The 20,001-nt window shown below is 62.0% G+C and carries 22 protein-coding genes and 3 tRNA genes; 3 read left to right on the forward strand and 22 right to left on the reverse strand.

Annotated features, from left to right (window positions below; translation table 11 throughout):
• The 17 genes from nuoK to EUU22_RS06665 form a co-directional block, all read right to left on the reverse strand.
• Positions 1-309 (reverse strand): NADH-quinone oxidoreductase subunit NuoK, encoded by a 309-nt coding sequence (gene nuoK, locus EUU22_RS06585; protein ID WP_112687152.1) that lies wholly within the window; start codon positions 307-309, stop codon positions 1-3.
• A 28-nt stretch (positions 310-337) separates the two neighbouring features.
• Positions 338-952 (reverse strand): NADH-quinone oxidoreductase subunit J, encoded by a 615-nt coding sequence (locus EUU22_RS06590; RefSeq protein WP_129331225.1) that lies wholly within the window; start codon positions 950-952, stop codon positions 338-340.
• A 156-nt stretch (positions 953-1,108) separates the two neighbouring features.
• Positions 1,109-1,600, reverse strand: a complete 492-nt coding sequence (nuoI, locus tag EUU22_RS06595) for an NADH-quinone oxidoreductase subunit NuoI (RefSeq protein ID WP_112687148.1) — start codon at positions 1,598-1,600, stop codon at positions 1,109-1,111.
• A 39-nt stretch (positions 1,601-1,639) separates the two neighbouring features.
• Positions 1,640-2,683, reverse strand: a complete 1,044-nt coding sequence (gene nuoH, locus EUU22_RS06600; RefSeq protein ID WP_129331226.1) for an NADH-quinone oxidoreductase subunit NuoH — start codon at positions 2,681-2,683, stop codon at positions 1,640-1,642.
• A gap of 12 nt (positions 2,684-2,695) precedes the next feature.
• Entirely contained in the window at positions 2,696-4,777 is a 2,082-nt protein-coding gene (nuoG, locus tag EUU22_RS06605) for an NADH-quinone oxidoreductase subunit NuoG (protein WP_129331227.1), read from the reverse strand.
• A gap of 15 nt (positions 4,778-4,792) precedes the next feature.
• Positions 4,793-5,260, reverse strand: coding sequence for a DUF3291 domain-containing protein (locus EUU22_RS06610; RefSeq protein WP_129331228.1), 468 nt, complete (start codon positions 5,258-5,260; stop codon positions 4,793-4,795).
• Positions 5,257-5,928, reverse strand: a complete 672-nt coding sequence (locus EUU22_RS06615) for a helix-hairpin-helix domain-containing protein (protein WP_129331229.1) — start codon at positions 5,926-5,928, stop codon at positions 5,257-5,259. Before EUU22_RS06615 ends, EUU22_RS06610 begins: the two co-directional genes overlap by 4 nt.
• 13 nt (positions 5,929-5,941) lie before the next feature.
• Positions 5,942-7,246 carry an NADH-quinone oxidoreductase subunit NuoF gene (nuoF, locus tag EUU22_RS06620; RefSeq protein WP_112687138.1) on the reverse strand — a complete coding sequence of 435 codons (1,305 nt, stop codon included), beginning with the start codon at positions 7,244-7,246 and terminating at the stop codon, positions 5,942-5,944.
• An 11-nt stretch (positions 7,247-7,257) separates the two neighbouring features.
• Complete coding sequence (locus EUU22_RS06625; protein ID WP_129331230.1) at positions 7,258-8,424, reverse strand: NADH-quinone oxidoreductase subunit E; 1,167 nt, start codon at positions 8,422-8,424, stop codon at positions 7,258-7,260.
• A gap of 18 nt (positions 8,425-8,442) precedes the next feature.
• Positions 8,443-8,685, reverse strand: coding sequence for a hypothetical protein (locus tag EUU22_RS06630; protein ID WP_129331231.1), 243 nt, complete (start codon positions 8,683-8,685; stop codon positions 8,443-8,445).
• Positions 8,685-9,875, reverse strand: a complete 1,191-nt coding sequence (locus EUU22_RS06635; protein ID WP_129331232.1) for an NADH-quinone oxidoreductase subunit D — start codon at positions 9,873-9,875, stop codon at positions 8,685-8,687. The genes EUU22_RS06630 and EUU22_RS06635 overlap by 1 nt, the downstream gene beginning before the upstream one ends.
• A gap of 56 nt (positions 9,876-9,931) precedes the next feature.
• Positions 9,932-10,309 carry a four helix bundle protein gene (locus EUU22_RS06640; RefSeq protein ID WP_280956479.1) on the reverse strand — a complete coding sequence of 126 codons (378 nt, stop codon included), beginning with the start codon at positions 10,307-10,309 and terminating at the stop codon, positions 9,932-9,934.
• 55 nt (positions 10,310-10,364) lie between these two features.
• Positions 10,365-10,967: an NADH-quinone oxidoreductase subunit C gene (locus EUU22_RS06645; RefSeq protein ID WP_129331234.1), complete on the reverse strand. Its 603-nt coding sequence runs from the start codon at positions 10,965-10,967 to the stop codon at positions 10,365-10,367.
• 18 nt (positions 10,968-10,985) lie between these two features.
• Complete coding sequence (locus EUU22_RS06650; protein WP_129331235.1) at positions 10,986-11,567, reverse strand: NuoB/complex I 20 kDa subunit family protein; 582 nt, start codon at positions 11,565-11,567, stop codon at positions 10,986-10,988.
• On the reverse strand, positions 11,558-11,923 hold the full coding sequence (locus EUU22_RS06655; RefSeq protein ID WP_112687300.1) for an NADH-quinone oxidoreductase subunit A: 366 nt from the start codon (positions 11,921-11,923) through the stop codon (positions 11,558-11,560). The genes EUU22_RS06650 and EUU22_RS06655 overlap by 10 nt, the downstream gene beginning before the upstream one ends.
• A 234-nt stretch (positions 11,924-12,157) precedes the next feature.
• Positions 12,158-12,234, reverse strand: a tRNA-Asp gene (locus EUU22_RS06660).
• A gap of 87 nt (positions 12,235-12,321) precedes the next feature.
• Positions 12,322-12,398: transfer RNA gene (locus EUU22_RS06665), tRNA-Asp, on the reverse strand.
• 342 nt (positions 12,399-12,740) lie between these two features.
• Here EUU22_RS06665 and EUU22_RS06670 point away from each other — a divergent pair.
• A tRNA-Val gene (locus EUU22_RS06670) sits at positions 12,741-12,816 on the forward strand.
• Positions 12,817-13,169: 353 nt separating this feature from the next.
• Positions 13,170-13,712, forward strand: coding sequence for a hypothetical protein (locus EUU22_RS06675; protein WP_129331236.1), 543 nt, complete (start codon positions 13,170-13,172; stop codon positions 13,710-13,712).
• On the opposite strand, the gene EUU22_RS06680 is transcribed toward EUU22_RS06675, so the two are convergent.
• The 3 genes from EUU22_RS06680 to EUU22_RS06690 form a co-directional block, all read right to left on the reverse strand.
• Positions 13,707-14,171, reverse strand: a complete 465-nt coding sequence (locus tag EUU22_RS06680; RefSeq protein WP_129331237.1) for a hypothetical protein — start codon at positions 14,169-14,171, stop codon at positions 13,707-13,709. The genes EUU22_RS06675 and EUU22_RS06680 overlap by 6 nt on opposite strands.
• 101 nt (positions 14,172-14,272) lie before the next feature.
• Entirely contained in the window at positions 14,273-14,752 is a 480-nt protein-coding gene (locus EUU22_RS06685; RefSeq protein WP_129331238.1) for a hypothetical protein, read from the reverse strand.
• Between the two features lie 369 nt (positions 14,753-15,121).
• Positions 15,122-16,138, reverse strand: coding sequence for an NAD-dependent epimerase/dehydratase family protein (locus EUU22_RS06690; RefSeq protein WP_129331239.1), 1,017 nt, complete (start codon positions 16,136-16,138; stop codon positions 15,122-15,124).
• A gap of 263 nt (positions 16,139-16,401) precedes the next feature.
• Between EUU22_RS06690 and EUU22_RS06695 the strand changes: the two genes are divergently transcribed.
• Complete coding sequence (locus EUU22_RS06695; protein WP_129331240.1) at positions 16,402-17,388, forward strand: aldo/keto reductase; 987 nt, start codon at positions 16,402-16,404, stop codon at positions 17,386-17,388.
• A 20-nt stretch (positions 17,389-17,408) separates the two neighbouring features.
• On the opposite strand, the gene EUU22_RS06700 is transcribed toward EUU22_RS06695, so the two are convergent.
• Positions 17,409-17,615 (reverse strand): hypothetical protein, encoded by a 207-nt coding sequence (locus EUU22_RS06700; RefSeq protein ID WP_129331241.1) that lies wholly within the window; start codon positions 17,613-17,615, stop codon positions 17,409-17,411.
• A 159-nt stretch (positions 17,616-17,774) separates the two neighbouring features.
• On the reverse strand, positions 17,775-19,973 hold the full coding sequence (locus tag EUU22_RS06705; protein WP_129331242.1) for an esterase-like activity of phytase family protein: 2,199 nt from the start codon (positions 19,971-19,973) through the stop codon (positions 17,775-17,777).
• Positions 19,974-20,001 lie beyond the last annotated feature (28 nt).

Below are 20,001 nucleotides of genomic sequence, written 5' to 3' on the forward strand. Positions count from 1 at the left end.
TCAGCCCTTCATCATATTGATGTCTTCGACGGCGATGGAGCCGCGATTGCGGTAGAAGACAACGAGAATAGCAAGACCGATCGCCGCTTCTGCCGCAGCGACGGTCAGGATGAACAGGGCGAAGACCTGGCCGACCATATCGTTGAGGAAGGCGGAGAACGCCACCATGTTCAGGTTGACGGCGAGCAGGATGAGCTCGATCGACATGAGGATGACGATGACGTTCTTGCGGTTCAGGAAAATGCCGAACACGCCGAGGGTGAAGAGAATGGCACTGACCGTCAGGTAATGGGAAAGACCGATTTCCATGTTTTCTGTTCCTTGACCTCGTGCTGCCTCAGACGCCCTGCCCCGGCTTGACCTTGACCACCTTGACGGCGGTCGCGGGCGTGCGGGCAACCTGTCTGGAAATGTCCTGCCGCTTGATGTTGGTGCGGTGACGCAACGTCAGCACGATCGCGCCGATCATCGCCACCAGCAGCACCAGGCCGGCGAGTTGGAAGAAGTAGACGTAATTCGTATAGAGCACGTCGCCGAGGGCTGCCGTGTTCTGGCGTTCGGCAAGTGCGGGGATCGGCATGGTCACCGCGTTCATCGCTTCCGGCGAGATCACGCTGCCGCCGATGACAAGCACCAGTTCCGCCGCCACGACGACACCGATGAGCGTGGCGATCGGCGCATATTTCAGCGCTCCGGACCTGAGCTCGGCGAAGTCGATGTCGAGCATCATGACGACGAAGAGGAAGAGCACCGCCACGGCGCCGACATAAACCACCAGCAGGATCATCGCCAGGAATTCCGCGCCCGTCAGGAGGAACAGGCCGGCGGCGTTAACGAAGGTGAGGATGAGGAACAGAACCGAGTGGACCGGGTTCCGTGCCGAGATCACCATGAACGCCGAAGCCACGGCGACAAAGGCAAAGAGATAGAAAAAAAGAGCCTGAAGACCCATGTTGGTGCCTTTTCATCTTCCCCGGGACGCGCGTCCGCGCCGCCGTCCGATGGGACGCTGCCGGTAATCCCCTACCGGCTGGACGCCCCTGTTCAAAACTCATGTGCCGAGGCGGCCCCGCTTGCCGGCGCCGCCCACGGTCGATGTCCCCGCCGATCAGCGGTACGGAGCATCCAGCGCGATGTTGCGCGCGATTTCCCGTTCCCAGCGATCGCCGTTGTCGAGAAGCCGCGCCTTGTCGAAATAAAGTTCTTCGCGCGTCTCGGTGGCGAATTCGAAATTCGGCCCTTCGACGATCGCCTCGACCGGGCAGGCTTCCTGACAGAAGCCGCAATAGATGCACTTCACCATGTCGATGTCGTAGCGGACCGTGCGACGCGTGCCGTCGTTGCGGCGCGGACCGGCCTCGATGGTGATCGCCTGGGCCGGACAGATCGCCTCGCAGAGCTTGCAGGCGATGCAGCGTTCTTCGCCGTTCGGGTAGCGGCGCAGCGCATGCTCGCCACGGAAGCGCGGCGACAGCGGCCCCTTCTCGAAGGGATAGTTGATCGTGGCCTTGGGCGCGAAGAAGTAGCGCATCGACAGGAAGAAGGCGCCGACGAACTCCTTCAGGAACAGGGAATTGATAGCCTGGGAGAGACCAGCCATCTTAACCTCCAAATCTGCCGAGGGACGGAACGGACATCATCATGCCCATCCCATCAGCTTCAGCACGAATGCAACGATGACGACCATGGCGAGCGAGAGCGGCAGGAAGACCTTCCAGCCGAGACGCATCAGTTGGTCGTAGCGGTAGCGCGGCACGAAGGCCTTCACCATCGCGAACATGAAGAACACCATCGACGCCTTGAGCACGAACCAGACGATGCCGGGCACCCAGTTGAGGATGGCGATGTCGACCGGCGGCAGCCAGCCACCGAGGAACAGGATGGTGGTCAGCGCGCACATCAGGACGATGGCGGCGTATTCGCCGAGCATGAACATCATGTACGGGGTCGAGCCGTATTCGACCATGAAGCCGGCGACCAGTTCCGATTCCGCTTCCGGCAGGTCGAAGGGCGGGCGGTTCGTCTCGGCGAGCGCCGAGATGAAGAAGACGATGAACATCGGGAACAGCGCCAGCCAGTGCCAGTCGAGGAAGGAGCTCGGCATGCCGAGCATGGTGCCAATACCGTCCTTCTGGGCGTAGACGATGTCCGAGAGATTGAGCGAACCGACGCAGAGCAGGACGGTGACGATCACGAAACCGATCGAGACTTCGTAGGACACCATCTGCGCAGCCGAACGCAGCGCGCCGAGGAACGGATACTTCGAGTTCGAAGCCCAGCCGCCCATGATGATGCCGTAGACCTCGAGCGAGGAGATCGCGAAGACGTAGAGGATGCCGACATTGATGTTGGCGATCACCCAGCCGTCGGCGAGCGGCACGACCGCCCAGGTGGCGAGTGCCAGCATGACCGCGACGAGCGGCGCGAGCAGGAAGACGCCCTTGTTGGAGCCTGCCGGAATGACCGGCTCCTTGAAGACGAATTTCAGCAGGTCGGCGAAGGACTGGAAGAGACCCCACGGACCGACGACGTTCGGACCGCGGCGCATCTGCACGGCCGCCCAGATCTTGCGGTCGGCAAGCAGGACATAGGCAATGAACAGCAGCAGGGCGACCAGCAGCAGCAGCGACTGGGCGATCATGATGGCCGCCGGCCAGACATAGGTTGAAACGAAAGAGTCCATGTTCCCCTGCCCTTACTCTGCCGCAGCCTTGAAATTGTTGCGGGCCAATGCCGAGCATTCGGCCATCACGGCCGAAGCACGCGCGATCGGGTTCGTCAAATAGAAGTCTTTGATCGGTGACGCAAACCCGGATTTGGTCATCTGCCCGGCTTTTTTCGCAAGCGCGGCAATTTCGTCACCCGAACCGGTAGCGATCTCGTCGATCTCGGCGAAGTGCGGGTAAGCGGCATAGAGCTTGGCGCGAAGAGCCTGCAGCGAATCGAACGGCAGCTTCTTGCCGAGCACGTCGGAAAGCGCGCGGATGATCGCCCAGTCCTCGCGGGCCTCGCCCGGCGCGAAGCCGGCGCGGTTGCCCATCTGGACGCGGCCTTCGGTGTTGATCCAGGTGCCGGACTTTTCCGTATAGGTGGCACCCGGCAGGATGACGTCGGCGCTGTGCGCACCGGCATCGCCGTGGCTGCCGATATAGACGGTGAACGTCGAACCCTTCTTGGCGAAATCGAGTTCGTCCGCGCCGAGCAGGAAGAGCACGTCCATCGAGCCCAGCATCGCGCCAGCCGATACACCGTTCGCACCCGGCACGAAGCCGAGGTCGAGGCCGCCGACGCGGGCGGCTGCGGTGTGCAGGACGGCGAGGCCGTTCCACTCGGGCGAGACGGCTCCGACGGAGACTGCGAGCTTGGCGACGTTCGCGAGAACGGCCGCACCGTCTTCGCCAGCGAGAGCCCCCTGCCCTACGATGATCATCGGGGCCTTGGCGTTCTTCAGCACGTCGACGAAGGCGCCCTTGCCGGCGACGAGGTCGGCGAGCGTCTCGGAGCCAGCGCCGAGGTAGTCGTACTGGTAGCGCAGTTCGCCGCCCTCGCCGATCACACCGATCGGGAAGCCGCCGTGGCGCCAGCGCTTGCGGATGCGGGCGTTCAGGACGGCCGCTTCGAAGCGCGGATTGGCGCCGACGATGAGCAGCGCGTCAGCGGCTTGGATGCCTTCGATCGTCGGGTTGAAGATATAGGTCGAGCGACCGAGTGACGGATCGAGAGCGGCTCCGTCCTGACGGCAGTCGATATTGGCCGAGCCGAGGGCGGAAACGAGTTCCTTCAGCGCGTACATTTCCTCGACGGAGGCAAGGTCGCCGGCAATCGCGCCGATCTTGTCGCCGGTGGTCGCGGCAACGGCGGCCTTGACGGCGGCGAAGGCCTCGCTCCAGCTCGCCGGCTGCAGACGACCGTCACGGCGGACATACGGCCGGTCGAGACGCTGGGTCTTCAGGCCGTCCCAGATGAAGCGGCTCTTGTCGGAAATCCACTCTTCGTTGATCGCCTCGTTGACGCGCGGCATGATCCGCATGACTTCGCGACCGCGGGTATCGACGCGGATCGCCGAGCCGACGGCGTCCATGACGTCGATCGATTCGGTCTTGCCGAGTTCCCACGGACGGGCGGTAAACGCAAACGGCTTCGAGGTCAGCGCGCCGACCGGGCAGAGGTCGATGACGTTGCCCTGCAGCTCGGAGGTCATCGCCTGCTCGAGATAGGTGGTGATCTCGGCATCCTCGCCGCGGCCGATCAGGCCGAGCTCGGCGATGCCAGCGACTTCGGTGGTGAAGCGGACGCAGCGCGTGCAATGGATGCAGCGGTTCATCACGGTCTTGACGAGCGGACCGATATACTTGTCCTCGACCGCGCGCTTGTTTTCCGTGTAGCGCGAGCTGTCGACGCCGAAGGCCATCGCCTGGTCCTGCAGGTCGCACTCGCCGCCCTGGTCACAGATCGGGCAATCGAGCGGATGGTTGATCAGCAGAAATTCCATCACGCCTTCGCGGGCCTTCTTGACCATCGGCGTGTTGGTGAAGACTTCCGGCAGTTCGCCGTTCGGACCGCCGCGGATATCGCGCACGCCCATGGCGCAGGAGGCCGCCGGCTTCGGCGGGCCGCCCTTCACTTCCACGAGACACATGCGGCAGTTGCCGGCGACCGACAGCCGCTCATGAAAACAAAAGCGCGGGACTTCGGCACCGGCTTCCTCGCACGCCTGCAACAGCGTGAAATGATCCGGAACTTCGATCTCTTTACCGTCGACTTTCAGCTTTGCCATATTCGCCTTCCTGTCTCACGCACACCGCGCATGTTGCCAGAGTTTCACCTCCGGCAAGTGCGACCAGCCGAAAGCCCTGTCGCTGTTGCCGTGCTTGTTCAATTCGTCGAGCCGCTCTTTCGCCTCGGCCACCGTGGGGAATTCTCCCGCAGTGACATGCCACATGACGAAATGCTGCTTTTCCATGATCTCGAACCATTCCGCGCGGCGGGCATAGAACTGCCGGTGAACGGTCTTCCATACGAAATTCTCGAATGACGCGACGTCGCGCCAGACACTCATGTTGACGATCACCAGCGGATCGTCGAAGCCATCGATCGCGGTCGCATTGCCGCTCTCGTCCTTCAACCGCCATACGAAGCCTTCCGACCGCTCGGCAATGCCGTTGACGAGATCGAGCGCCTTGACGAAGGCGGCAACCCGCGGGTCTTCCAGCGGATAGCGCAGACGCGCGATGTTGAGTTCGGCGAGGTGCTGCGTCACGCCCCGCCCTCCTTCAATGCCTTCGCCTGCGCAACCCAGCCGTCGCGGGCGATGCGTCCACCGAGGCCGATCTCGGCATCGATGCGCGCCACGTCCTCATCGCTCCAGCCGGCGATGTCGGCAAAGCGGGTGACGCCGATGCCGTTCAGGACCTGCTCGAGCTTCGGCCCGACGCCGGAAATCTTTTTCAGGTCATCGGCCTTGCCGCGCCCCCTGGGGACCGCCTTTGCGGGCTTCGGCGTTGCTGCCTTTGACGCAACAGGCGCTGCAACGACCGGGGTCGCCTTCACGGACTTCGCCGGAGCCGCCTTCGCAACCGGTACCTTGGCCGTGCGCTTCACCTTTGCGGCGGGTTTCCGCGTGACCGACGTCGCGACAGACTCAGACGGAGGTGCCGGACGGTCGTCGCGCACCTTCTCGTCCTCGATCTTGCGGGCGAGCGTTTCGGTCGCCTCCAGTGCTCCCTGCAGCGAACCGAGGAAGGCACTCGCCATCTGGGTCGCGAAACCGAAGCCGACCGCCGTCATCGCAGCAAGCGCTGCGGCGGGATGCGCCATCAGCGGGTGCAGCGGCAGACCGGTCGTTTCCGGCGCGGCGTCGGACGCACGGCCGAAGTCGGCCGGCTTCGCCGCAACTCCCTCCCGTGTCTGGTCCTTCGCCTTCGCCATCGTCCGGTCGTCCTTACTCGGCAGCTTCCATCACGACGCCATGAGCCATGGCGTTTCGGGTGTACTGGTCGATGCGGGCTTCCATTTCCGGGCGGAAATGCTTGATGAGGCCCTGGATCGGCCAGGCGGCGGCGTCGCCGAGCGCACAGATGGTGTGGCCCTCGACCTGCTTGGTCACCTGGAAGAGCATGTCGATCTCGCGCTTCTGGGCGTTGCCCTTCACCATGCGTTCCATCACGCGCATCATCCAGCCGGTGCCTTCGCGGCAGGGCGTGCACTGCCCGCAGCTCTCGTGCTTGTAGAAGGCCGAGAGGCGCCAGATCGCCTTCACGATGTCGGTCGACTTGTCCATGACGATGACCGCGGCGGTGCCCAGCGAGGAGCCGACTTCGCGCAGGCCGTCATAGTCCATGATCGCGTCCTTCATCTGGGCGCCCGGTACGCACGGCACCGAGGAACCGCCCGGAATGACGGCGAGAAGATTGTCCCAACCGCCGCGGATGCCGCCGCAATGCTTTTCGATCAGCTCGTGGAACGGGATCGACATCGATTCCTCCACCGTGCACGGCTTGTTGACGTGACCGGAGATCGAATAGAGCTTGGTGCCGGTGTTGTTCGGCCGGCCGAAACTGGAATACCAGCCCGCGCCACGGCGCAGGATGGTCGGGGTCACGGCGATTGACTCGACGTTGTTGACCGTCGTCGGACAGCCGTAGAGGCCCATATTGGCCGGGAACGGCGGCTTCAGGCGCGGCTGGCCCTTCTTGCCTTCCAGGCTTTCGAGCAGCGCGGTTTCCTCGCCGCAGATATAGGCGCCAGCACCGTGATGGACGACGATGTCGATGTCGTAGCCGAGCTTGTTGTTCTTGCCCAGTAGACCGTATTCGTAGCACTCGTCGATCGCCGCCTGCAGCGCCTCACGCTCGCGCATGAACTCGCCGCGCACGTAGATGAAGGCGTGATGGGCGCCCATGGCGAAGGAGGCGACAACGCAGCCCTCGATCAGCGTATGCGGATCGTGGCGCATGATGTCGCGGTCCTTGCAGGTACCGGGCTCCGACTCGTCGGCATTGACCACGAGGTAATGCGGCCGGCCGTCGCTCTCCTTCGGCATGAAGGACCACTTGAGGCCGGTCGGGAAGCCGGCGCCGCCACGGCCGCGCAGGCCCGACGCCTTCACCTCGTTGATGATCCAGTCACGGCCCTTTTCGAGCAGCTGCTTGGTTCCATCCCAATGGCCACGGCTCATGGCGCCCTTCAGGGACTTGTCCTTGAGGCCGTAGATGTTGGTAAAGATGCGATCCTGATCCTTCAACATATTCTAACCTCTTACCGCGGCTTCTTGCCGAAGACCTTGATGTATTCGGCCTCGCCGCCCTTGGCGAGCGCCTTGGCCTGCTTGACCCAGTCGTCCCGCTCGATGCGGCCGCCGAACTTCAGATAGCCGTCGACCCATTCGCGCTCGGCCTTCTTCCAGGCCGCGATCTGCGCAAAGGTGTAGATGCCGAGCTCGTGGAGAATGGCTTCGATCTTCGGACCGACGCCGGAAATCATCTTCAGGTCGTCCGGGGTAGCTGGCTTTTCGATCCCGGCGGGACGGTTCTTGTCGTCACGGGAGATCTCGTCGACCGGCCCCTTGCCGGCGGCGTCGGCCGCGGCGGTCTCGGAGATGACTTCCTTGATCTCGTCGCTCGCAGGCGTCGCACGCTTGCGGGCCGGCTTCACTTCCGGGCCGCCCGGAACGGCGGTCTTGCCGTTGGCGGGCGAACGGACGGCAGGATTGGTCTCGTCAGCCGACTCGTCCACCCTGCCGGCATTCGCCGGCGGAACGTGAACGGTCTCTTCGCCGGCGGGTACCGCCTTCGCCGTCGTCTTCTTGGCAGAGGTCGCGTCGACCAGCGTGGTCGGGCCACCGGCCGGCGCCGAATAGATGCGGTCGGTTTGCGGGCCCGGCTTCACCTCGCCCCCCCTGCCCGCCTCGAAGCGGTCGATGATGTCTTCGAGCTGTGCCGGCGTCAGGTCCTCGTAGGAATCCTTGAAGATCATCACCATCGGCGCGTTGACGCAGGCGCCCTGACACTCGACCTCTTCCCACGACAGCGTGCCGTCGGCATTGAGCTCGAAGGGATCGTGGTGGATCTTGTGCTTGCAGACCTCGATCAGGTCCTCGGCGCCACGCAGCATGCAGGGCGTCGTGCCGCAGACCTGGATGTGCGCGCGGGTGCCGACCGGCTTCAGCTGGAACTGGGTGTAGAAGGTCGCCACTTCCAGCACGCGGATATAGGGCATCGCGAGCATGTCGGCGACGTGTTCGATCGCCGCGCGCGTCACCCATCCTTCCTGTTCCTGCGCCCGCATGAGCAGCGGGATGACCGCCGATTGCTGGCGGCCTTCAGGATATTTGCGAATGGTCTTCTCAGCCCAGGCCGCATTCTCCTCGTTGAAGGAGAAGCTGGCGGGCTGGACGCGATCTTCGGCTAGTCGACGAACGGACATTCTTCCTCACGCCTTGTCTCAGTTTATGGATCCACACCTGGAATTCTGCAAAGACGCGAATTCACAGGCATAGGCCGAGTTCTCTTTCTGCAGGAACACGATGAACTTCGAGCCGTTCGGGACGGCAGCCTTGATCTCGTATCCCTGCTTGATGAGTTCCGCCATGGTTGTCGACGAGCCCTGCGACGAGACCGCTGCGTCCTGGGCGAAGACGCCCGGGGCAAAGGCCAAAAGAGCAAGCGTCAACAAACCACGGCGCATTACCGGTCCACCTCTCCGAACACAATGTCGAGCGAGCCGAGGACCGCCGAAACGTCGGCGAGCTGGTGGCCGCGGCAAAGGAAATCCATTGCCTGCAGATGAGCATAGCCCGGAGCGCGGATCTTGCAGCGGTACGGCTTGTTGGAGCCGTCGGAGACGAGATAAACGCCGAACTCGCCCTTCGGCGCCTCGACCGCAGCGTAAACTTCGCCTTCCGGAACGTGGTAGCCTTCGGTGTAGAGCTTGAAGTGGTGAATCAGCGCTTCCATCGACCGCTTCATCTCGCCGCGCTTCGGCGGAACGACCTTGCCGTCGAGCGAGGAGATCGGACCGGTCTTGGCGTCGCCGAGCAGGCGGTTGATGCACTGCTTCATGATCTTCACCGATTCACGCATTTCGAACATGCGGATCAGGTAACGGTCGTAGCAGTCGCCGTTCTTGCCGACCATCAGGTCGAAGTCGAGATCGGCGTAGCATTCGTAGGGCTGCGCCTTGCGCAGGTCCCAGGCAGCGCCCGAGCCGCGCACCATGACGCCGGAAAAGCCCCAGGCCCAGGCATCTTCGAGGCTGACGACGCCGATGTCGACGTTACGCTGCTTGAAGATGCGGTTGTCGGTCAGCAGCCCCTCGATGTCGTCGCAGACCTTCAGGAACGGATCGCACCATGCGCCGATATCCTCGACGAGCTTGTGCGGCAGGTCCTGGTGGACGCCGCCGGGGCGGAAATAGGCGGAGTGCATGCGCGCGCCCGAAGCGCGCTCGTAGAACACCATCAGCTTTTCGCGTTCCTCGAAGCCCCAGAGCGGCGGCGTCAGCGCGCCGACGTCCATGGCCTGCGTCGTGACGTTCAGAAGGTGCGACAGGATACGGCCGATTTCCGAGTAGAGGACGCGGATCAGCTGGCCGCGGATCGGGATCTCGAGGCCGAGCAGCTTTTCGACCGCCAACGAATAGGCATGCTCCTGGTTCATCGGCGCGACATAGTCGAGCCGGTCGAAATAGGGCAGTGCCTGCAGGTAGGTCTTGGTCTCGATCAGCTTCTCGGTGCCGCGGTGCAGGAGGCCGATATGCGGGTCGACGCGCTCGACGATTTCACCGTCGAGCTCGAGGACCAGGCGCAGAACGCCGTGCGCGGCGGGATGCTGCGGGCCGAAGTTGATGTTGAAGTTGCGGACGTTGTGTTCAGTCATTGCGATTCGCTCCGCGCATCGAGGCACTAGCCAATAGGCAGTAGCCAGTAGGGCGTCTATTCACTCGTGCGACCATTCCGTTCATCCTGCAAGCTGCGGATCAGCGACCTCAGCATTTTCCCGACCTCTTCGCTGATTGCCATCGCCTTCGACACCCGGTCTTGCGACGTCAATCCGATACGCGAGCTCAGAAGAATATGCGTCTCCAACTCCTTGAGCGACCCTTGAGCGATTTTCAGATGCTGGACGTAAGAACCTGCACCATCCCGACCGTATCCTTCCGCTATGCTGGCGGGCACCGATGCGGCTGCCCTCTTCACCTGCGACGTCAGTCCGTAGACGTCCTCGCGCGGAAAATACTTCGTCAGCTCATAGCTCTCTACCGCCAGATCCATGGCGCGTTGCCACACCTTCAGATCCTGGTAGGAGTTGATAGCCGTCTGATGTCTCCCTTCCTACTGCCTATTGGCTATTGCCTACTGCCCGTTCCTACTGTTTCGCCTTCTCATCACCGGGCAGCACGTAGTCGGTGCCTTCCCACGGCGAGAGGAAGTCGAAATTGCGGAATTCCTGCTTGAGTTCGACCGGCTCGTAGATCACGCGCTTGGCCTCGTCGTCGTAGCGCACTTCGACGAACCCGGTGGTCGGGAAGTCCTTGCGCAGCGGATGACCTTCGAAACCGTAGTCGGTCAGGATGCGGCGGAGGTCCGGATGGCCGGTGAACATCACGCCGTACATGTCCCAGGTCTCACGCTCGAACCAGTCGGCGCCGGGAAAGACCGGACAGGCCGACGGCACCGGCTCGAATTCGCCGGTCGCGACCTTGACGCGCACGCGCAGGTTCTGGCGCGGCGAGAGCAGGTGATAGACCACGTCGAAACGCTTCTCGCGCTTCGGATAGTCGACGCCGCAGATATCCGTCAGGTTGACGAAACCGCATTGCACGTCGTCGCGCAGGAAGGTCAGGAGCGCGATCAGGTTCTCCGGCGTCGCCGTCAGCGTCAACTCGCCGAACTTGACTTCGCTGGACGCGATCAGCGTGCGGCAGGCCTCGCCGAGATGGGATGCAAGCTCGTCCAGGGCTTCACTCATTTGTCTCGTCCCTCGCCGTTACCGTTCGATCGTGCCGGTGCGGCGGATCTTCTTCTGCAGCAGGAGCACGCCGTAGAGCAGCGCTTCCGCCGTGGGCGGACAGCCCGGTACGTAGATATCCACCGGCACGACGCGGTCACAGCCGCGCACGACCGAGTAGGAATAGTGATAGTAGCCGCCGCCGTTGGCGCAGGAGCCCATCGAGATCACGTAGCGCGGCTCGGGCATCTGGTCGTAGACCTTGCGCAGCGCCGGCGCCATCTTGTTGGTGAGCGTGCCGGCGACGATCATCACGTCGGACTGGCGCGGAGAAGCGCGCGGTGCAAAACCGAAACGCTCGGCGTCGTAGCGCGGCATGGAAAGCTGCATCATCTCGACGGCGCAGCAGGCGAGACCGAAGGTCATCCACATCAGCGAGCCGGTACGGGCCCAGTTGATCAGATCATCCGTCGAGGTGACGAGAAAGCCCTTGTCGGCGAGCTCGTTGTTGATCTCGCCGAAGAACGCATCGTCGCTGCCGATCGGCTTGCCGGTATTGGGATCGATAATCCCCTTCGGCTGCGGCGCGATCAGGGTCGAATTGCCTTGGGTCATTCCCATTCCAGCGCCCCCTTCTTCCATTCATAGATAAAGCCGACGGTGAGCACGGCGAGGAATACCATCATCGACCAGAAGCCGAACCAGCCCAGATCACCGAAGGACACCGCCCAGGGGAACAGGAAGGCAACCTCGAGGTCGAAGATGATGAAGAGGATCGACACCAGATAGAAGCGGATGTCGAACTTCATGCGGGCGTCGTCGAAGGCGTTGAAGCCGCATTCGTAGGCGGAGAGTTTTTCCGAGTCGGGCGCCTTGAAGGCGACGGCGAAAGGCGCGATCAACAGCGCCAGGCCGATAACGAGGGCGATACCGATAAAGATTGCGATCGGAACGTAGGAACTGAGCAGTTCAGTCATCATATCCATCCCTGCTTGCTGTGAAATGCCGGGAGGCACCGTGCCCGAAGGCGGACAAGCCGAAAAGAGAGTTGTAACGCGCCGTGGTTAGCGCAGGTGCCGCCCCAGCGCAAGACCGCAAAGGCCTTTTCACGCGCCGCATCCCGACTTTCTCAGCCGACTTTAGAACGATGAAAACGAAACGCCGGACCACATGTCCGTGTTTCCGGCAAACGCATTTCTGGAAGAAAAAAGTGGCGCGAGTGACGGGGCTCGAACCCGCGACCTCCGGCGTGACAGGCCGGCACTCTAACCGACTGAGCTACACCCGCGCATAGTGTTCCGCAACGAAAGCGGAACCTGACTTCTTGATGCGGCATGTTACCACATCGCGAGGTCGTCAGAAACATGTCCAGGAATGGCGCGAGTGACGGGGCTCGAACCCGCGACCTCCGGCGTGACAGGCCGGCACTCTAACCGACTGAGCTACACCCGCACTTCCTGACGGATACCGGCGAACCGGCCCGACCGAGCGGCCTCGGCCGTTCGATGAGCGGCTAACTAAGGGGTTCGCGAATGGGTGTCAAGCGCGTTCGAAGACAAAACAATGACGGAACGAAAATTGTTCGGCCCGCCGCTCGCGGCCCCGAAATCCACAGCCTCCCGCGCCGTGCGCCCTCCCCTGCCACAGGCCCGCAAATCCGGGCCTTTTCTTGAGACGGACCGGACGGGACAGAAAAAAAGACAAAAAAACTTCGAAAATCCTCTTGCGGATTTTCCGCGATCCGCATAGATCACGGCCACCGACGCGACGGGCACCAGACCCGCTTCCGCGAAAGGGCGATTAGCTCAGTTGGTAGAGCGCCTCGTTTACACCGAGGATGTCGGGAGTTCGAGTCTCTCATCGCCCACCATTCCATCCCTTTGATTTCATTGACACCCCTTGCGCCGTAAGGCGTTTCGCCCATATTGACGTCACAAATCGCGTCACAAAATGGGTTTCGAATGTCCGAACCTGATTTCGTGGACATGACGCCGGAAGATGAGGCGAACATTCGCGCCGCATAAGCCGCCAATCATTCAGTCATAAGCCCGCCGGGGAAACTCGGCGGGCTTTTTTTGTATACTATGCGCGAATCAGTAGTGGGGCCGTCATGGGTAACCGTTTAAGTTACAAGGAATTCAAGAGCGAGTTTCTGTTCAAAGTTGCCGTAATGACGAAGGCAGACCCGGAGACAGAATTGATGTTTCAGAGGTCGCGGCCACGATGGAGGGTAACTTTCCAAGCGCATGGGCGGAGACGGCTGCTTCTGATTTGGCGAGCGAGGCAAAGCTCAATCACAATCCGATGATCGGTGCCAGCTACGTATCGCTGACGGGGTTCGGGCTTGAGACGGCAGGGGAATACGGCAACTCCATTTCCTATGATCTATGGGAGGCAATTGACGACTTCCATGAAACTGAACCTGCCGGTTCTGAAGGCGGTGCGGTGGAAAGCAGCGGTCCCGTTATCGTCATCGATCATATGTCCGAAGTGTTTCAGGGTATCGAAGCCGATATAAGGGAAACCATTCGTGTTGTCCGATCCAAGAACGAGCTTATGAGCGACCCGGATTTGGCGCAAAAGGTTGCCGAGTTGGAAGCCGGACATGCGCTGATAAACGCACCACAGGCTGACTCTAATCTACTGCGACGGCTGTTAGTTCCGACTCTATTGTGGCTCGGGAAAAAGATGGGGGACGAGGCGGTGAAAGCGCTAATCTCACGACTGATAGCCGAAGTTACGAAATGGCTTTCGGCGGTCTCATAGGGCGCTGCACTGCATGTTCGCAGCCTTAGATACCATCAATCGGCAAGCGATTTCCTTCTCACCCCATCGGGTGGCGAACGTTTCTGACACCTCGAACCAGCTTCCATTGATGCCCGCGCCGTGGTTCCGGCCCATGCATGAACAATTGCATTCATGTCCGGTCGCCTCCATGCACTTGCGGGCGCATTTTTCTTGCTCACGATAGGGCTGGATCACATAGAGCTTCCCGTAGCGCTCCAATGCTCGATTGACGAAATCGTTGAACCAGTTCTTTGGAAGCTCCCAATAGCTCTTGTTATCGATCCACGTCACTGTGGACTTGCCAACCGTGTTGAGCCATTGCCGGTTGTTTTCGGCGTAGGGTAAGCGCACGCGAAGCTTCTCGCCTTTTTCATCGCGGCGGATGATGACTGGAATCTTCCGCTGACGCCAGACTTCCCGCAATCGCTCTTCTTCCATGCCGAATCCTCCCGCGACATGTCTAGGGTAGACCAAAGCTCGAAATACACAATCAACGCGGGTGCGACAACAGGCAAAGCAACCGCCTTCTAACCAGCTCTCTACCCTACTGAACCGGTATCAATTGGCGTCTTAATGAGGCTCAGCGCCTCCCAGCAGAGGAATACGGTCGCAATCCGAGCGGCTTCATCGGGGCCTCTCGCCACCGACACCTCAAACGCCTTATTCTGACTTTCCGCCCAATCGAACTTGAAGGCGTTCAACTCAGCGACCGTTACTTGATATCCGGCATCATGAGCATAGCGGTTTCGAATGCGATTGATCGCTCGAAATTGCGAGACATGTTGATCGCTCAGCACATCAAGCGCGCGCGCTAGATCAATCTTCATATCGAAATTCAGATTGCCCTTCCCCATGATCGCATCGGGCTTAGGCAGTGCCCGCCTGACAAGCTGCTCAATCACGCCTTCAACAAAAAGATGACCGCGCAAGATCGCTGACACGGCACTATTGTCCATGACGAGTTGCTGCATGGCATGTTCGTCAAGTTCATCATAAGTCGCGGTCTCGAAGTTAACCACTGCCCTCTCCCTAACTACTGAGGGCGAACTTTAGGCCATTGATTGTCAAAGCGCGAGACGCGGAAGTTTACGCCCTGTGGGCATAAATTTCTCACAAGAATCAGGTCGTCACACCGTCACAAATAGGTCTAGTCTATTTTTATTTATTATTTTCATTTACTTACAGATGAAAGCGATGAGAGATTCGAGTTTTCGAGTCTCTCATTGCCCACCATTTTTCCTTGGAAATTGTTGATGTGTTTGCGCCGAAAGGCGTTTGGCACATGTTTCCGTCACGAATTCGGTCACAGAATCGGTTCCGGATCGGGCTGCCGTTCAGGTCTTTGTTTCTGAGCCGCCGAATGCGGTGGCAGCCGCTATCCCTCCCCCTTACAGCCCCAGTTCCTCGCGGTGTTCGAGATACCATTCGACGAAGCGGCGGACGCCGGTGTCGACGCCGGTTTCGGGCTTCTTGCCGGTCAGCGCGACGAGGAGATCGGGGCTCGCATAGGTGCGCGGCACGTCGCCCTGCTGCATGGGCAGCATCTTGCGCTTCGCCGGCTTGCCCATGACGCTCTCGATCACCTCGATGAAATCGAGAAGTCCGACCGGCTGGCCGCCGCCGATGTTGACGACGCGGAACGGCGCCTGGTGCGAGAGCGTATCCCTCACGCTTCCCTCCACGCGATTTTCCTCCGACGGCACGATCCGCGACAGGTCGATGATCGAATCGACGAGGTCGTCGATAAAGGTGAAGTCGCGACTCATCTTGCCTTCGCCGTAGACCTCGATCTCGCGGTCCTCGATCATCGCCTTGACGAACTTGAAGAGCGCCATGTCCGGGCGTCCCCAGGGGCCGTAGACGGTGAAGAAGCGGAAGGCCGTGGTCGGCACCCGGTAGAGATGCGAATAGCTGTGGGCCATCAGTTCCGTCGCCTTCTTGGTGGCGGCGTAGAAGGTCAGCGGCTCGTCGGCGCGGTCGGTCTCGCGGAAGGGGACTTCCGGGTTGGCGCCATAGACCGACGAGGTGGAGGCGAGCATCAGGTGGCCGACCTTCAGGGTCTTCGCGAGTTCCAGGATGTTCCAGGAGCCGATGAGGTTGGAATCGAGATAGGCCTTCGGGTTTTCGAGGCTGTAGCGCACGCCTGCCTGGGCGGCGAGATGGACGATCACGTCCGGCTGGAAGTCGATCATTGCCTTTTCGAGCGCCGCGCGGTCTTCCAGCATGGCGAGCGTCGGGCGGAAGGCCGGAAACTGCGCAAGTGCTGCGTGTCGCGCCTCCTTGAGGCGGAGATTGTAATAGGCGGTCATGCCGTCGAAGCCCGCGACCTCGTGGCCGTCCTGCAGCAGCCGGCGCGCCAGATGGAAGCCGATGAAGCCGGCGGTGCCCGTAACGAAATAGCGCATGGTGTGATCTCGACCTCGAAACGCGGGAAATTGATCCGTCGACCGCCCCTGCCCGGGCGGCCGCCCGAAAGAGGGGCAAGAGGCATTAGCGCCGGTTGCGGCCGCCTGTCCAGCGCCCGAGGCCCGACCGTATCGCCGCAGCGGTAAGATGGATATCGTCTGTGACCGGCGCGCCACCGGAGCAGCCTCGCCCGCAGGCTGCCTTGCTCCGGCCCCCTCCGTTTGCTAGTGGCAGGCGGGACAGGAGACATAGAGGAGACACTATGCGACACCATTCGTTCGGAAACACGCCCTTCACCGTCAGCGAGATCGGCTTCGGGGCCTGGCAGATCGGCGGCTCCTGGGGCGATGTCTCCGAGGCCGACGGCCGGGCCGCGCTCAACGCTGCGCTCGATGCCGGCGTCACCTTCATCGACACCGCCGACGTCTACGGCGACGGACGCTCGGAAAAGATCATCGCCGATGTCCTGAAGTCGCGCGGCGGTCAGCGCCCGATGGTGGCGACCAAGGCCGGCCGCCGCCTCGATCCGCATGTCGCGGAAGGCTATACCAAGGCCAATATCGAGCGCTTCATCGATCGTTCGCTGACGAACCTCGAGGTCGATTTGCTCGACCTCGTGCAGCTCCACTGCCCGCCGCAGGACGTCTACTATGATCCGGCGCTCTTCGAGGGCATGGAGGAGCTGCGAAAGGCCGGCAAGATCCGCCACTACGGCGTCAGCGTCGCCCGCGTCGAGGAAGCACTGAAGGCGATCGATTATCCGGGCGTCGTCAGCGTCCAGATCATCTACAACATCTTCCGCCAGCGGCCGGCCGACCTCTTCTTCAAGGAAGCCAAGAGGAAGAACATTGCCGTCATCGTCCGCGTGCCGCTTGCAAGCGGCCTGCTCTCAGGCAAGATCACCGCGAAGACCGCCTTCTCCGCCGACGATCACCGCAGCTTCAACCGCCACGGCGAGGCCTTCGACGTCGGCGAGACCTTTGCCGGCGTCCCCTTCGAGGTCGGTCTGCAGGCGGTGGAGGAAATCCGCAAGCTGGTGCCGCAGGGCGCGTCGATGGCGGCCTTTGCGCTCCGCTGGATCCTGATGAACGAGGCCGTGACCGTGGTCATCCCCGGCGCCCGGAATGCCGAGCAGGCCCGCGCCAACGCGGCAGCGGCCGAGTTGCCGGCGCTTTCGGCAGACGTGATGAAGGCTGCCCGCGATACCTACGACCGTCTGGTCGCACCCCACGTGCATCATCGCTGGTGATACCCGACGCCCCGAACGGTTCAGCGTCCGGTAATGCGACTCGGATTATCGATGAAGCAGATGAGCGTCGAACCGATCATCAAGACGAGATAGGTCAGGAACAGTTTCCAGAAAGTCGCGGTCGTCACGAGTTCGATGCCCCAAAAGCTGAGCGCAAACAGCGTTGCGAGCGCAATCGTGGCGACGACGCAGACCGGACGCAGGACATTCACAATTCGGGTGATCATCGGAGTCTCCATCAGTACGGCACCATGCTATACGACCCCAGGCTGCATGCAACCGGGGGATGACAGACTGGTTGACTCCGGCAAGGTGGGCCGAGGGCGAGGTAGAAGGAGGCCGGGTGATTGCTCACCCGGCCTCCAATCGTCTTGGGAGGACGATGATCAGTTGGTGCCCTTCAAGTCGACCGGGAAGAACAGCGTCTCGCCGGACGAGTCGTCGACACCGTCATTGTCGGTGACGGCATAGGCGGTGCCGGCGGCATCGAAGGCGAAGCCTTCCAGCTTGTCGACGACATAGCCGTTGGTGGCGGCCTTCAGATCCGGGACGAAGTCGTGGACCTCTTCCTTGGCGACGGTCGGCAGCGCGCCGCCGATCGCGGCCGGCTTCAGGTCGGCGATGGCGATGCGGTAGAGCTTCTTGAGCTTTGCCTGGTCGCCGATCTGGTTGTCGCGCTCGACAACGTAGAGATGGTCGCCGTGGGCGGTGATTTCCGAAAGGCCGACCCAGCCGGCTTCCGTCTTGTCGAGCGGATAGCGGACAGCGCCCCACTCCTTGCTCTCCGGCTTGTAGGAGAGAAGCTTGACGGTGCCCTTCTCGTCATCCTTCCACTCGCGCTGCACGGCCATCCAGAGCACCGCATCGTCGCCGGTGCCGACCTGCGTCACGCCTTCGAGGCCGAAGCGCGTCTCGCCCTTCAGCAGTTCGGCGGGCAGCGCGATCTCTTCCTTGATCTCGCCCTTCCCGTTCACATGATAGAGCGCGTGCGGCAGCAGCTTCTCGCTGTTGCCTTCGGAGGCGAGCCAGAAGCCGCCCTCGCCGTCGAGCGTGATGCCTTCGATGTCGAGTTTCTGGGCGGGTTCGCCGTTGCGAGTCACGGCAAGCGCGTCGGTGATCCGGGCGGGCTTCGCCGTCGTGTCGATGGTGAAGATCCGCGGCTGCATGCCGTAGAAGCTGTCGTTGACGGCATAGAGCCGGCCTGCCTTTTCCGCGTCGCCGACGAGGCCGGAGAGAGCGCCCCAGCCGATCGGGTTGCCGTCGACCGTTTCCGAGCGGATCGTTGGATAGGCGGCTTCGCCTTCGCCGAGTTCGTAGAGCATCACATGCGAGCGGGCGCCGCCGTCCTCGACGAGGTCCGTCTCGTTGGCGGTCACGAACAGGTTGCGGCCCGGAATGGCGACCGCGCCTTCCGGCCCGATGCCGGACGGCAGGATCTGAACCAGCTCAGGCTCTGCGCCGGTGTCCTTGTAGACGCCGACAACCGAGGCGCGCTCGGACAGGACGAAGAAGTATTTCTGGTCGCCGAAGGTCGCGGCTTCCAGTCCTTCGAGCTCGACGCCCTTCGACTTCGCGCGCTTGTCCGGGAAGTGACCGATCGCCGCGATCTCGCGTTCGAGTGCGGGCCCCGATTCGAAGAGCACCTTGCCGGTCTTGTCGAAGATGGTGAAGCTGCGCGAGCCGCCTTCGTAGTCGCCCTCGTTGGCGACGACGAGACGATCGTCATCCAGCCATTTGACGGCATCCGGCTCGCGCTTCACGCCCGCCTTCTTGCCGGTGAAGTTCAGCGCACCGTCGGACTTGGTGTCGATGCCTTCGAGATCGACCGTGCCGGCGGAGAAATGCGACGTAACCGCGCCGGTCTTGCCATCGGCGATCACGACGTGGTTGTTCTCCTGCAGCGTCAGCGCGATCTCGCCGCGGCCGTTAATCGCGACGAATTCCGGTTCCGGGTCCTCGCCGCCGACCTCGGCCAGGCCGGTCAGCGTGACGTGCCTGATCGTCGCACAATCGACGCCGCCGTCCTTCAGCGTGACGATCGCGAGATCGCCCGCCGGCATCTGCGGCAGCTTGCCGTCGTTGAGCTCCTCGTCGCGCTCGTTCTCGATGGCGATAACCGCGAAGCTCTTGTCCGCAGAGATCGCGACCGAATCCGGCTGGCCGCCGAGATCGCAGGAGGTCTCGACCGTCTTCGAGGCGATGTCGACGACCGCGAGCCTGCCCGAGGGCTTCGCATAGCTTTCCGACGTGTTGACGGCGACGAGCGCCTTGCCGCCGAGGATGGCGACGGAGGTCGGCTCTCCGTCCATCATCAGCGCACCGCCGGCCTTCGGAGCGCGGGCGTCGGAAATGTCGATGAAGCCGATCGCGCCGAGCGGACTGTCGGAATAGACGAGCGTGTTGCCGTCCTCCGTCGCGGCGATGATCTCGGCGGACGTGGCGGTGGATTTTTCCTTGTCGGCCGGAAGATTGGCGGCGACGGGGAAGGATGCGATGCGATTGAAAACCTGTTCTGCGGCGGCGGGCATCGCCACGGACGTCAGCAGCGCAGTCATGAATGCTGCGCGCGAAAGGCGGTACTTCATCGGAAAACCTCCAGCTTCCTCAAACGAG

Origin of the sequence: Ciceribacter ferrooxidans (assembly GCF_004137355.1) — a bacterium.
GTDB classification, from domain to species: Bacteria; Pseudomonadota; Alphaproteobacteria; order Rhizobiales; family Rhizobiaceae; genus Allorhizobium; species Allorhizobium ferrooxidans.